General features: G+C 72.6%; 6 protein-coding genes. All 6 read left to right on the forward strand.

Annotated elements, in window-relative coordinates:
- Window positions 1-324 precede the first annotated feature (324 nt).
- A complete protein-coding gene (locus ACFWI9_RS28635) occupies window positions 325-2181 on the forward strand; it encodes a non-ribosomal peptide synthetase (protein WP_387166391.1) in 1857 nt (618 codons plus the stop codon).
- Complete coding sequence (locus ACFWI9_RS28640; RefSeq protein WP_387166393.1) at window positions 2178-3011, forward strand: thioesterase II family protein; 834 nt, start codon at window positions 2178-2180, stop codon at window positions 3009-3011. The genes ACFWI9_RS28635 and ACFWI9_RS28640 overlap by 4 nt, the downstream gene beginning before the upstream one ends.
- Window positions 3005-4198: a cytochrome P450 gene (locus ACFWI9_RS28645; RefSeq protein WP_387166395.1), complete on the forward strand. Its 1194-nt coding sequence runs from the start codon at window positions 3005-3007 to the stop codon at window positions 4196-4198. Before ACFWI9_RS28640 ends, ACFWI9_RS28645 begins: the two co-directional genes overlap by 7 nt.
- A gap of 298 nt (window positions 4199-4496) precedes the next feature.
- Window positions 4497-4709, forward strand: a complete 213-nt coding sequence (locus ACFWI9_RS28650; protein ID WP_387166397.1) for an MbtH family protein — start codon at window positions 4497-4499, stop codon at window positions 4707-4709.
- Between the two features lie 8 nt (window positions 4710-4717).
- Window positions 4718-5716, forward strand: a complete 999-nt coding sequence (locus ACFWI9_RS28655; RefSeq protein WP_387166401.1) for a TauD/TfdA family dioxygenase — start codon at window positions 4718-4720, stop codon at window positions 5714-5716.
- Between the two features lie 55 nt (window positions 5717-5771).
- Window positions 5772-14012, forward strand: an 8241-nt coding sequence (locus ACFWI9_RS28660; protein ID WP_387166399.1) for an amino acid adenylation domain-containing protein, incomplete at its 3' end; no start/stop codon positions are given.

The following is a 14012-nucleotide window of genomic DNA, read 5'->3' on the forward strand; positions in this document are numbered from 1 at the left end:
ACCCCCTCGGCCGTTGCGGGCCGGGGGAGGCACCACCCCCTCGGCCGTTGCGGGCCTGGGGAGACCCCACGCACCAGACGCCGCGGGCCCCGCCCCTCGGGCGGACGGCGCTATTTGTCAGACACGACCCAGTCCGTACCCCCGCCGATCACGTACTCCCTGCCAGGCGACGCCAGACCGGCTCCCTTCGCCCCTGAATCGCCCACCCGAACCGCCTATCTGTACCCGTTCAGACGACCGCCGCCACGCCCGTGCCACCGCCCCGCGGCGTGACCGAACCGACCATCCACCGACCACCCCCCAACGACCGAGGAGTGCCCTCGCATGACCACCTTCGCCGAACCGTCCATCTCAGCCATCCCCGCCGCCGGACCCACCCCGGCCCACGCCGCCGACCTGCTGACCCGCCTGCGTGCCGCCTTCGCCGCCCACCCCGGGCGGCCTGCCGTGCACGCCGCCGACGGCAGCCTCGACTTCGCGGCCTTGGACCGCCGCACCGCCGCCCTGGCCGCCGCCCTGCGGGCGTCCGGCGTCCGGCGCGGCGACCGGGTCGGCATCCATCTGGCCCGTACCGCCGACCTGCCGGTCGCACTGCTCGCCACCTGGCGGGCCGGCGCCGCGTACGTCCCGCTCGACCCGGCCTACCCGGCGGAGCGGATCGCCTTCATGGCCGCCGACGCCCGCCTGACCGCCGTGGTCAGCACCGATGCCGCCCCGCCCGTACCGGACGGTGTCCCGGTACTCCGCCCGGACGCCGACGCCCCGGCCGGACACCCGGAAAGCGACAGCGAGACGGCCGAGTTCACCCCCCACCCGCTCGACTCCGCCTACGTCATCTACACCTCCGGCTCCACCGGCCGCCCCAAGGGCGTGGAAGTCCCGCACGGAGCGGTTGCCGGCCTCGCCGCAGCCCTGGAACTCAGCGGCGCCTACCGACCGGAGCCGGGCGTCGTGGCCTGGAACGCCAGCGTCTCCTTCGACGCCTCCGTCCAGCAGTGGATCCGGATCTGCCGGGGCGACACCCTGGTGGTGATCGATGACACCCGCCGAGCCGAGCCGACGCGCCTCGCGCGGTTGCTCACCGAACACGGCGTCACCGACCTGGACCTGACCCCCTCGCACTGGCAACTGCTGCGCGAGGCACTGGCCGGTGCCCGCGTCCCGCGGCTGTTCATGGGCGGCGAGCCGGTACCCGAGCGGACCTGGCGTGAACTGGCCGACGGCGGCTACGACGCGCTCAACCTGTACGGGCCCACCGAGTGCACCGTCGACGCGATCACCACCCAGATCACCGGTCCGGGCCCGCACCTCGGCGAGCCGTTGCCCGGCGTCCGCGCCTACCTGCTGGACGACCGGCTCGCCCCGGTGACGGACGCCGGGGCGGTCGGCGAGCTGTACCTGGCCGGGCCCGGTCTGGCGCACGGCTATCCGGGCCACCCGGGGCTGACCGCCGGGCGGTTCGTCGTGGACCCGTTCGGTCCGGAACCGGGCGCCCGGATGTACCGCACCGGCGACCAGGCCCGCCGCTCCGCCGATGGCCTCCTGGAGTACGTCGGACGGGTGGACCGCCAGGTCAAGCTGCGCGGCTTCCGGATCGAGTTGGGTGAGGTCGAGCACGCGCTGAGCACTGTGGCCGGGGTGGCCGCCGCCGCGGTCACCGTGTACGAGGCCGCGCCGGGGGACCACCGGATGGCCGGCTATGTGACCGGTGCGGTCCGCCCTGCCGCCCTGCTGGCCGAACTGCGCCGCACCCTGCCCGCGCACCTCGTGCCATCGACCGTGACCGTGCTGGACGTCCTGCCGCTCACTCCGAACGGCAAAGTCGATCACCGTGCCCTGCCCGCCCCGGTGGCGGACGCCGCCGCTCACGAGGCGGCCGGCGAGGTGCGCCCCGTTGCGGAAGCGGGACTGGACCAGCAGATCGCCGAGGTCTGGCGCACCGTGCTCGGTGTGCCCAGCGTCGAGCCGACCGACGACTTCCTCTCACTCGGCGGTCATTCGCTCGCCGCCCTGCGCATCGTCCACCTGCTGCGCCGCAAGCTCAACGTCGAACTCCAGCTCCGCCACCTGCTGGACGCCGCCGACCTGGCCGAGTTCACCGCAGCCGTGCGCCGTGCCGCGGAGGCCGCGCCCGCCGCCGCCCGCCCCAGCCTCACCGCCCGTAGGGAGGCCGTCCGATGACCGGCCTGGCCACCCCGGTCGGCACTGCCGCCGCGCGGTCCGCCCGCCCCCGCGCCGAGGGCGACTGGCTCCTCGTTCCGGCTCCCCAACCCCACCGTCCCTTCCGGCTTTTCTGCTTCCCGCACGCGGGCGGCGACGCCACCGCCTACACCCCGCTCGCCCGCGCCCTCGCGCCCGTCGCCGAGGTGTGGGCGCTGCGCCCGCCGGCCCGGAGCGGTCGCAGCCGACACCCGATGCCGCCGGACTTCGATGCCCTGGTGGCAGCCGTCACCGAGGCACTGACCCCGCACCTGTCCGGCGGAGGCGGCGGAAGGTTCGGCTTCTACGGCCAGAGCCTCGGCGCCCTGCTCGCCTACGAGGTCGCCCGCGCACTGCCCGCCGACCGCCGACCCGAGCTGGTGGTCGCGGTCGGCGCGCCCTCCCCGGCCGAGTGGACCGGTCGCGAGTCCAGGGATCTCGACGCGGCCGAACTCCTCAGACTCACCGGCATGGAGGAGCTGGTCCGAGCCGATCCGTACCTGGCCGAACTCGCCCTCGGCACCATCCGTACCGACCTCGCCGTCTGCGCCACCTATCGCCACCGACCGCACGCGCCGATCAGCTCCGCCCTCCACGCGGTCGCGGGGGCCGACGACCCGATGCTCGCCACCACCAGCCTGACCGGATGGGCCGCCCACACCCGCGGCGCTTTCACCCACCGCGTCGTCCCCGGCGGGCACCTGCTCGCCACCGTCGATCAAGCCGGGCCGGTCGACCTCCTGACATCACTTCTGACGCACAGTCAGGCATCTGTCCCATCCGCCACCGCACGCAGGGAGCCGTCATGCTGACCACCGCCACCACCACTGCCGTCGACCTCACCGACCCCGGCTTGTGGGCCCGGCCCGACACCCCGGAGCTGGTCGCCGAGCTGCGCCGGGAGGCCCCTGTCCACCTCACCGACACCGTTGACGACGGCCCCGTATGGTCCGTACTCACCTACCGGGAGTCGGCGGAGGTGCTGCGCAACGCGGCCGTGTTCAGCTCGGAGTCCGGCTCGCTGCTCGGATCGGGAGAGGGCAAGGTGCCGGTCGGCTCGGGCCGGATGATGGCCCTCACCGACCCGCCGCGCCACCGCGAACTACGGGCCCCCGCCAACCCGTTCTTCTCCAAGAGAGGGGTGCGCGGCGCGGCCCGCTCGATCGCGGATCGGGCCGGCGAGCTCTTCGACCGAGCCGTCGAGCAGGGGGAGGTGGACCTTGTCGACGTGGTCTCCGCCCTGCCGCTCGCCGTCATGTGCGACCTGCTGGACGTCCCCGAGAAGGACCGGGACATGGTGGTCCGGGTCTGCGACGTGGCCTTCCTCGGCCGCACACCGGAGGAGCGCCGCGCCGGGCACCAGCAGTTGATCCCCTATCTGCTGCACCAGGTGATGCTGCGCCGCTCCGACCCGCGTGACGACCTGATCTCCATGATGGCAACGTACAAGGTCGGCGGGCGGCTGCTGCCGGTCGAGGACGTGGTGCTCAATCTGGACAACATCGTGGTGGGCGGGGTCCAGACCGTCCGGCACACGGCCGCGATGGGTTTGCGGACACTGATCCAGCGCCCGGACCTCTGGACGAAGTTGCAGCAGGGCGAGGTGTCCATGGACTCCGCCGTCGACGAGCTGCTGCGCTGGACCTCGGTGGGTCTGCACACACTGCGTACCGCCACCCGGGACATCGAGCTGGGCGGACGGCAGATCCGCCGCGGCGACCGGGTCGCAGTGTGGGTGTGGTCCGCCGACCGCGACCCGGAAGCCTTCGAACAGCCGGAGGAAATCCTGCTCGACCGCTCGCCCAACAAACACCTCGCCCTCGGCCTGGGCGCGCACTACTGCATCGGCGCCCCACTCGCCAAGGCGGAGCTGAGCGCGCTGTACTCGGCCGCGTTGGAGAAGGCGGCCCGAATCGAGCCGACCGGGCCGGTCCAGTACAACCGCTCCATCATCAACTTCGGCCTCGACCACTTCCCGGTCCGCCTCATCCCTCGGTGACCCGTCCGAACACCCGACGTGTCCGCTCCTCTCGGCCTGCGGCAACGGCCCGTCACGCGAACGGTGACCCGTCCGCACAGCTGTCCGGTCTCTGCTCCGCTCGGCCCGCGGCGACCACCGGTCACGCGAAGTCACTCCGCTGGACGCGGCAACCGCCGGTGTGCGTGCGACGGCGGGGACCCCTCCCGCCAGGCGCGGTAACTGCCGCTCTCCTGCCGGACCTTGTGCCGCTCGTGCCCATCCGGCGCCCCTACCTTCGAATCGCACCCCGGAGCATCTCTCACCTACGGAGACCACCATGAGCAACCCGTTCGAGGACGACAACGCCACCTACCTGGTCCTGGCCAACGACGAGAACCAGCACTCGCTCTGGCCGGTCTGGATCGACGTGCCGGCCGGCTGGACCACCGTCCACGGCGAGGCCACCCGTCAGGAGTGCCTCGACTGGATCGAGGCCAACTGGACCGACATCCGCCCGGCGAGCCTGCTCGCCACCCTCGACCAGCGGTGAGCGCCGCCATGCAGACCTGGGAGCTGAACCCCGGCCGCCCGGCCCTCACCCACGTGCCGGCCGCGGCCGGCCTCGCCGAAGCCTGCGAGTGGCTGCGCGAGAACGAGACGGCGCTGACCGCCGCCCTGCACGAGCACGGCACGATCTTCCTGCGCGGGCTGCCGGTGACGCAGGCCGCGGATGTCGCCGCCGTCCGCGATGTGCTGATCCCCGAGCCCACCCCGTACCGGGAGAAGGCCACCCCGCGCAGCGACTTCGGCGACGGCGTCTTCTCGTCCACCGACTTGCCGCCGGCCCAGTCGATCCGGATGCACAACGAGAACAGCTACACCCTGACCTTCCCCGGTCGGCTGCTCTTCGCGTGCCTGACCGCACCCGAGACGGGCGGCGCCACCCCGACCGCCGACGTCCGCAAGGTCCTCGACGGGCTTCCGGACCACCTCGCGGAACGGGGCCGATCCTCCGGCTGGACCCTCACCCGCAACTACTCGGACTACGTCTCGCTCGGCTGGCGTACCGCCTTCGGCACCGAGGAGCGCGCCGACGTCGAGGAGTACTGCCGGGACAACGGCATCGGATGGGAATGGCAGCCGGACGGCAACCTGCGTACCAGCCAACTGCGCTCGGCCACCATCCACCATCCCGAGACCGGTGAGGAGGCCTGGTTCAACCATCTGGCCTTCTGGAACGAGTGGTCGCTCCACCCGGACATCCGGGAGGCCATGGTCGACGAGTTCGGCCCGGAGGGCCTGCCCTTCAACACCGGGTTCGGCGACGGCGAGCCGCTTTCCCGGGAGGACGTGGACGCCCTCAACGCGGCATACGAAGCCGCCACCGTTCGCGAGACCTGGCAGGTCGGCGACGTGATGCTGGTCGACAACGTGCTCTGCGCGCACGGCCGCGACCCGTTCCGCGGCGACCGGAAGATCGCCGTCGCGATGGGCCGCCCCGTCGACCTCCTGGACTGCCGGCCCACGGTGCGCCCCACCACCGCGGTCCCCGCCTGAGGCAACCAGGCAACCCGAACACCAACCACGCCGTGACGTGAGCAGAGGAAGCACCGTGATCCCGGTTTCGTACGCACAGAAGCGTCTCTGGCTTGTCGACCAGATCGAAGGGCCGACCGCGCTCTACAACCTGCCGTTCGCGGTCCGCCTGCGCGGCACGCTCGACGTCGCCGCGCTGCGCGCCGCGACGGCGGACGTGGTCGCCAGGCACGAGTCCCTGCGTACGGTGTTCCCCGCGGCCGGGGGAGACCCGGTACAACGTGTCCTGCCGTCCTCGGAAGCGGAGATCGCCTTCGAGGCGGTGGAGTGCGCACCGGACGAATACCCCGGCCTCCGGGACCAGGCCGCGGCCCGCCACTTCGACCTGAGCGCCGAACTGCCCATCCGGGTCACGGTCTTCTCGCTCACCCCCGCACCGCTCGCACCACTGCCCGCCTCGCCCACTGAGCACGTACTGCTCGTCGTGCTCCACCACATCGCCGGCGACGGCTGGTCACTTGGCCCGCTGATGCGCGACCTCGCCGCCGCCTACGCCGCCCGCCTGGACGGCTCCGCTCCCGACTGGGAGCCGCTGCCGGTGCAGTACGCCGACTACACGCTCTGGCAACGCGAGCTGCTCGGCGACGAGGCCGACCCCGGCAGCCTGATGAGCCGTCAACTCGACTACTGGAGAGGAATGCTCGCCGGTCTCCCGGAGGAGCTGGAGCTTCCGGTTGACCGCCCCCGCCCACCCGCCCCCAGCGGGGCCGCCGACGCCGTGGCGTTCGGCTATGGCCCCGAACTGCACGCCGCGCTGGCCGAACTGGCCCGCAGCAACCGCTCCACCCTGTTCTCCGTCCTCCAGGCCGGACTGGCCGCGCTGTTCACCCGGCTCGGCGCCGGTACCGACATTCCACTGGGCACCGGAGTCGCCGGCCGCTCCGAGGAGGCGCTGAACGACCTGGTCGGCTTCTTCGTCAACACCCTGGTGCTGCGCACCGACACCTCGGGAGACCCGTCCTTCGCCGAACTGCTCGGCCGGGTACGGGAGGCACAGCTCGACGCCTTCGCCCACCAGGACGTTCCGTTCGAGCGACTGGTCGAGGAGGTCAACCCGGTTCGCTCCCTCGGCCGCCACCCGCTGTTCCAGACCCTGCTCGTCGTACAGAACCACGACGAGGGTGAAATCGGTCTCCCGGGACTGGAGTCGGAGCCGGAACCGCTCGGCCTGCGGGTCGCCAAGTTCGACCTCAACATCGGCATCACCGAGCGGCGCACCCCCGGCGGTGCCCCCGACGGCCTCACCGGATCGGTCGAATACGCGGCCGACCTCTACGACCGCTCCACCGTCACCACCATGTTCGAGCGCCTGGGCCGGCTGCTGGCCGCCGCGGCAGACGCACCCGACATGCCGATCGGCACCCTCGACATCCTCGCTCCCGATGAGCACCGCCGCCTGTCCGACGACTGGAACGCAACCGCCGCGCCTGTTCCGTGCGGCTCACTGCCGGAGCTGTTCGAGGCCCAGGCCGCCCGCACCCCGGACGCGGTCGCGCTCGCCCACGACGGGGGCAGCATCGACTACGCCGAGCTCAACGCCCGGGCCAACCGGCTGGCGCACCACCTGATCGCCGCCGGAGTGGCCCCGGAGTCCCCGGTCGCCCTGCTGATGGAGCGCTCGGTCGACCTGGTCGTCGCCACCCTGGCCGTGCTCAAGGCAGGCGGCTGCTACGTCCCGATGCACGCCAGTCTGCCGCCGGAGCGGATGGCCGCGCTGCTCGTGGACACCGCCGCCCCCGTCCTGCTCACCGACCGCGCCGACCCGGGCTTCGCGCACACCGCCGTCGTGGTCCGCCCCGGCGACGAGACGGCCGCCCCGGCGCACGATCCCGGCATCCCGGCGCACCCTGACCGGCTGGCCTACGTGATGTTCACCTCCGGCTCCACGGGCACCCCCAAGGGCGTAGCGGTCCGCCACCGCGACGTGGTCGACCTCGCCGCCGACCGCCGCTGGCAGGACGGCCGGCACCAACGGATCCTGCTCCACTCCCCGCACGCCTTCGACGCCGCCACGTACGAACTGTGGACGCCCCTGCTCTCCGGCGGCACGGTGGTCGTCGCCCCGTCCGGCAACCTGGACGCCGCCGCGCTGCACACCGTCACCACCCGGCACTCGGTCACCGCCGTCTTCCTCACCAAGGCGCTCTTCGACCTGGTCGCCGAGCAGTCCCCGGAGACCTTCCGCGCCCTTCGGACCGTCTGCACGGGCGGCGAGGCCGCTTCAGGCACCCTTATGCGGCGCGTCCTCGACCACTGTCCCGACCTGCTGCTCGCCCATGTCTACGGGCCCACCGAAGCCACCACCTTCGCCACCCACCACCGTCTCGCGCCCGCCGATCTGACCGGCCCCCGGCCGCCGATCGGGGGCCCACTCGACAACATGCGCGCCCATGTCCTCGACGCACGGCTGCGGCCCGTCCCCCCCGGCGTGCCCGGCGAGCTGTATGTGGCGGGCGCCGGCCTGGCCCGAGGCTACTGGCGCCGACCCGCGCTGACCGCCGAGCGTTTCGTCGCCGACCCGTTCACGCCGGGGGAGAGGATGTACCGCACCGGCGACCTGGTCCGGCGCCGGTCCGACGGTGCGATCGAATTCCTCGGGAGGATCGACGGCCAGGTCAAGCTGCGCGGCTTCCGGATCGAGCTGGGCGAGATCGAGGCGGTGCTCTCCCGCCACCCCGCCGTCCGCCAGGTCATCGTCGTCCCCCACGAGGACCGCCCCGGAGACACCCGCCTGGTCGGCTACTGCTCGGTGACCGGCTCCACCATCAGCGAGAGTCCCGGACTCGACGCCGAGCTCAGACAGTTCGCCGCCGAGACCCTCCCCGGCTACATGGTCCCCTCGGCCGTCGTCGTGCTGCCCGCCCTGCCGCTCAACGCCAACGGCAAGGTCGACCGTCGCGCGCTCCCCGCCCCCGAGCCGACCGCCGCCGCCGGTACCGGTCGCGCCCCGCGCGACGAGCGCGAGCGCACCCTGTGCGAACTCTTCGGTGAGGTCCTCGGCATCGACGACATCACCATCGACGACGACTTCTTCGAACTCGGCGGCCACTCCCTGCTGGCCACCCGCCTGATCGGCCGGGCGCGTACCGAACTCGGCGCCGAACTCGCCATCGGCGACCTCTTCCAGGCCCCGACCGTCGCCGCACTCGCCGCCTTCGCCGCCCGCCTCGCCACGTACCCGGCCCGGCCCGCGCTCCGCCCCGAAACCAGGCCCGAGCGCCTTCCCGTCTCCTTCGCCCAGCGCCGCCTGTGGTTCCTCGGCCAAGCCGAGGGCCCCTCCGCGACCTACAACGTCACGCTCGCCCTCCGGCTCAGCGGCCCTCTGGACGCGGACGCCCTGGAACACGCACTCGGCGATGTCGTCGCCCGCCACGAGACGCTGCGTACGGTCTTCGGCGAGCTCGACGGCGTCCCGTACCAGCGGGTGCTGCCCGCACCACCGGCCCCGCTGCTCACCGTCACCGACCGCCCGGCGCAGGAGCTGGTCGGCCACACCTTCGACCTGGCCGTCGACATACCGCTGCACGCCTACCTGCGCCCCGAGTCGGCCGATGAGCATGTGCTGCTCCTGGTGATGCACCACATCGCCAGCGACGGCTGGTCACTGCGCCCGCTCTTCCGCGACCTCGCCGAGGCCTACACCGCCCGCCGTGACGGCTCGGTGCCCGATTGGGCACCGCTGCCGGTCCAGTACGCCGACTACACCCTCTGGCAGTACCGGCTGCTCGGCGCGGACACCGACCCGCGGTCCCAGCTCTCGCGCCAGCTCGACCACTGGCGGCAGGCGCTGGCCGGTCTGCCGGACGAACTGCCGCTCCCGCTGGACCGCCCCCGCCCGGCCGTCGCCGGCCACCGGGGCGATGTCGTCCCACTGGCGCTGGACGCGGACCTGCACGCGCGGCTCGCCGAACTGGCAGCGGGGCACGGAGCCACCCTGTTCATGGTGCTGCAAGCCGCCTACGCCACCCTGCTGCACCGCTTCGGCGCCGGCGACGACCTGCCGATGGGCACCCCGCTGGCCGGCCGCCTCGACCCCGCCCTTGACGAGCTGGTCGGCTTCTTCGCCAACACCCTGGTACTGCGCACCGACCTCAGCGGCAGGCCCACCTTCGCCGAACTGCTGGACCGGGTCCGGGAGGCCGACCTGGCGGCCTACGCACACCAGGACGTGCCATTCGAGCGGCTGGTCGAAGAGCTCAACCCGCTCCGTACGCTGGCTCGGCACCCGCTCTTCCAGGTGATGATCGCCTTCGACAACACGGCGGGCGGCGGCCCCGAGTTTCCCGGCACCAGCGCCGCCTACGAGCCACTCGGCCTGCCCAGCACCGCTTTCGACCTCTCGCTCAACCTCTCCGAGCGCCACCACCCGGACGGCACCCCGGCCGGTGTCGAAGGCGGCCTGGAATTCGCCACCGACCTGTTCGACCGGGCCACCGCCGAACGGCTCGCCGACGCACTGCTGCGCCTGCTCGCCCAGGCCGCCGACGACCCGCACCGCCCGGTCGCCGAACTGGACGTACTGGGCGAGTCAGGCCGGGCCGCCCTGGCCGAGTGGCACGACACGGCTCGGCCCACCGAACTGCCGCTCCTCCAGGTGGCCTTCGCGGACCAGGCGGCAGCGACCCCGGATCTCACGGCCCTGGTCTTCGGAGAGGCCCGGCTGAGCTACGCAGAGCTGGACGCCCGCGCCAACCGCCTCGCCCACGGTCTGATCGCCTCAGGAGTGGGGCCTGAGGACGTCGTGGCGCTCGCGCTGCCCCGCTCGGTGGAGACGGTGGTCGCCGAACTCGCCGTGCTGAAGGCCGGTGCGGCGTTCCTGCCGCTGGACGCCGAGTACCCCCGCGACCGGATCGCCCACATGCTGGCCGACGCCCGCCCGGCGGCTGTGCTCACCAACGACGGCTGGCCGTTGCCCGAAGTACTGGACGGTTCCACCATTCTGGACGCCGACGAGCGGAACTGGGCCGAACAGCCCGCGGCCGCCTTGCCCGTCCGCGTCCACCCGTCCAACGCCGCGTACGTCATCTACACCTCCGGCTCCACCGGCCGTCCCAAAGGCGTCGTGGTCCGCCATGGCGGCCTCGCCAACCTGTTCGCCTTCCATCGCGACGAGACCATGGCCGTCACCCAGCGGGCCCACCCGGGGCGGAGGTTCAGATTCGCCCAGACCGCCTCGTTCTCGTTCGACACCGCACTCGAGGCGCTGCTCTGGATGGGCGCCGGCCATGAACTCCATGTGCTCGACGACGACCTGCGCCGCGACGCCGCCGCTATCGTCCGCTACGCCGAGCGCACCGGGATCGACGTCTACGACGTCACCCCCGGCCTCACCGAGCGGCTGGTCGAGGAGGGCCTGCTCGACCGCTGCCCGCCGGCCCTCGTGATGGTCGGCGGCGAGGCCTTCGGCAAGAGCCTCTGGACCGCGCTCAGCGCCGCGCCCGACACCATCGTGCTCAACGTGTACGGCCCCACCGAGTGCACTGTCGACGCGCTGCACCACCGGCTCTCCGGTGACCCGCGCCCGCTCATCGGGCGTCCGCTGTCCAACCTCCGGGCACACGTCCTCGACGCCGGCCTGCGGCCTGTCCCGCCCGGTGTCCCCGGTGAGCTGTACCTCAGTGGTGCCGGTCTGGCGCGCGGTTATCTCGGCCGCCCGGCGCTGACCGCCGAGCGCTTCGTCGCCGACCCGTTCACGCCGGGGGAGCGGATGTACCGCACCGGAGACCTGGTCCGCCGTACCCGCGACGGCGACGTCGACTACCTGGGCCGTACCGACCACCAGGTGAAGGTGCGCGGCTTCCGGATCGAGCTCGGTGAGATCGAGACTGTCCTGACCGCCCACCCCGACGTCCTCCAGGCCGCGGTGCTGCCGTACGAGTACGGTACCGCCGGCACCCGGCTGGCCGCCTACGTCGTGGCTCAGGGCCCGCTCGACCCGGCCGCGCTGCGCACCCACGCGGCAGCCACCCTGCCGGACTACATGGTCCCGGCTGCCTTCACCACGCTCAACGCTCTGCCGCTCAACGTCAACGGCAAGCTCGACCGGTCCGCGCTGCCCGCCCCCGACTTCGCGGCGTCCACCGGCGGCAGGGCGGCCCGGACGGCTAGAGAGGAGATCCTCTGCGGCCTGTTCGGCGAGGTGCTCGACGTGACCGGACCGGTCTCGGCGGACGACGACTTCTTCGCCCTCGGTGGGCACTCGCTCCTCGCCACCAGGCTGCTCAGCCGGATCCGTTCGGTGCTCGGCGCCGAACTCGGCATCCGGGATGTCTTCGAGGCGCCGACGGTGGCCGGTCTTGCCCAGCGGCTGGACAGCACCGGGGCCCGGCTCGCGCTCACGGCCGGTGAACGCCCCGAGCGCCTGCCGCTCTCCTTCGCCCAGCAGCGGCTGTGGCTGATCGACCGGATGGAGGGCCCCAGCGCGCTGTACAACATGCCGCTCGCGCTGCGTCTCACCGGTCCGCTCGACCCGGACGCGCTCGAACTGGCCCTCGGTGACCTGGTCGCCCGGCACGAGGTCCTGCGCACGCTGATCACCGAGCGGGACGGCGAGCCCCACCAGTCGGTCCTCGCCCCGGCCGATGCCGGACTCACGCTCGAACGGCGCGACTGCGCACCGGAGTCGGTGGACGCCGAGGTCGACCTGGCCGCCCGCCGCCCCTTCGACCTGGCCGCCGAACCGCCCGTCAGGACCACCCTGCTCCGGATCGCACCCGATCAGCATGTGCTGGTCGTCGCGCTGCACCACATCGTCGGCGACGGCTGGTCCATGGGCCCGCTGCTGCGCGATCTGGCCGCTGCCTACGCCGCCCGCCGTGACGGCTCGGTGCCCGAGTGGGAGGCGCTGCCGGTGCAGTACGCGGACTACGCGCTCTGGCAGCGTGAGCTGCTGGGCCGCGAGGACGACCCGGACAGTCTGGTCTCGCGCCAGCTCGCCTACTGGCGCGACACCCTGGCCGACCTCCCGGAGGAGCTCGCACTTCCCACCGACCGGCCACGCGGAGCCCGAGCCGACCATCGGGGCGGCCGCGTCGCCCTGCCGATCGACGCCGAACTGCACCGGTCGCTGGTCGAGTTGAGTCGTGAGCACCGGGTCACGATGTTCATGACGCTGCAGGCGGGGCTGGCCGCGCTGCTCACCCGGCTCGGAGCCGGTACCGATGTCCCGATCGGTTCGGTGGTCGCGGGCCGTTCGGACGAGGCGCTGGACGACCTGGTCGGCTTCTTCGTCAACACCCTGGTGCTGCGTACCGACACCTCAGGAGATCCGACCTTCGCCGAACTCCTGGGCCGTGTCCGGGAGACCGGCCTCGGCGCCTACGCTCATCAGGACGTGCCGTTCGAGCGGTTGGTCGAGGAGCTCAACCCGGCCCGCTCACTGGCCCGCCACCCGCTCTTCCAGGTGGCGATGGTCCTCCAGTCCAACGCCGGGGGCGAGCTGGAGCTGGCCGGTCTGTGCGCCGAGGCCCTGCCCGCTGACACGGGGGTCGCCAAGTTCGACCTCAATGTGACGTTGGAGGAGTTCTTCGGACCGGACGGTGCCCCGGCCGGGCTGGACTGCGCGATCGACTTCGCCACCGACCTGTTCGACCGGGAGACCGCCGAGTCCATCGCCGCCCGCTTCGGCCGGCTGCTGACGGAGATGACGGCCCGTCCCGACCAGCGGATCAGTGGCGCCGACCTGCTGGGCGATGCCGAACGCGCCGCGCTCCTCGGCGATCTGCGGCCGCTGTCCACCGAAGTCACGCTCATCCCGGACGCGTTCGCGGCTCAGGTCGCGGCGACCCCGGATCTCACGGCACTGGTCTTCGAGGGGACCCGGCTGAGCTTCGCCGAGCTGGACGCTCGTGCCAACCGCCTCGCGTACGGTCTGGTCGCCGCCGGTGTGGGTCCCGATGATGTGGTCGCGCTCGCCCTGGCCCGCTCGGCGGAGAGCGTGGCTTCCCAACTCGCCGTGCTGAAGGCCGGTGCGGCGTTCCTGCCGCTGGATGCGGAGTACCCGGCCGACCGGACCTCCGCCATGCTGGCCGACGCCCGCCCGGCGGCCGTGCTCACCAACGCGGGCTGGCCGCTGCCCGAGGTGCTGGACGACCTCGCCGTCCCCGTCCTGGACGTCGACGAGGGGAGCTGGGCCGAGCTCCCCTCCGATGCCCCGCGCGTCCGCGCCGCCTCCGCGTCCGACGCTGCCTATGTCATCTATACGTCTGGTTCGACTGGGCGTCCCAAGGGTGTGGTGGTGAGTCACGGTTCGATTGCC

Origin of the sequence: Streptomyces sp. NPDC127084, assembly GCF_042724175.1 — a bacterium.
Classification (GTDB): Bacteria; Actinomycetota; Actinomycetes; order Streptomycetales; family Streptomycetaceae; genus Streptomyces.

What these genes read in the sequence shown, in the direction of transcription:
- ACFWI9_RS28645 (WP_387166395.1), top strand. Translation starts at nt 3,005, where the DNA reads ATGCTGACCACCGCCACCACCACTGCCGTCGACCTCACCGACCCCGGC.
- ACFWI9_RS28640 (WP_387166393.1), top strand. Translation starts at nt 2,178, where the DNA reads ATGACCGGCCTGGCCACCCCGGTCGGCACTGCCGCCGCGCGGTCCGCC.
- ACFWI9_RS28655 (WP_387166401.1), top strand. Translation starts at nt 4,718, where the DNA reads ATGCAGACCTGGGAGCTGAACCCCGGCCGCCCGGCCCTCACCCACGTG.
- ACFWI9_RS28650 (WP_387166397.1), top strand. Translation starts at nt 4,497, where the DNA reads ATGAGCAACCCGTTCGAGGACGACAACGCCACCTACCTGGTCCTGGCC.
- ACFWI9_RS28635 (WP_387166391.1), top strand. Translation starts at nt 325, where the DNA reads ATGACCACCTTCGCCGAACCGTCCATCTCAGCCATCCCCGCCGCCGGA.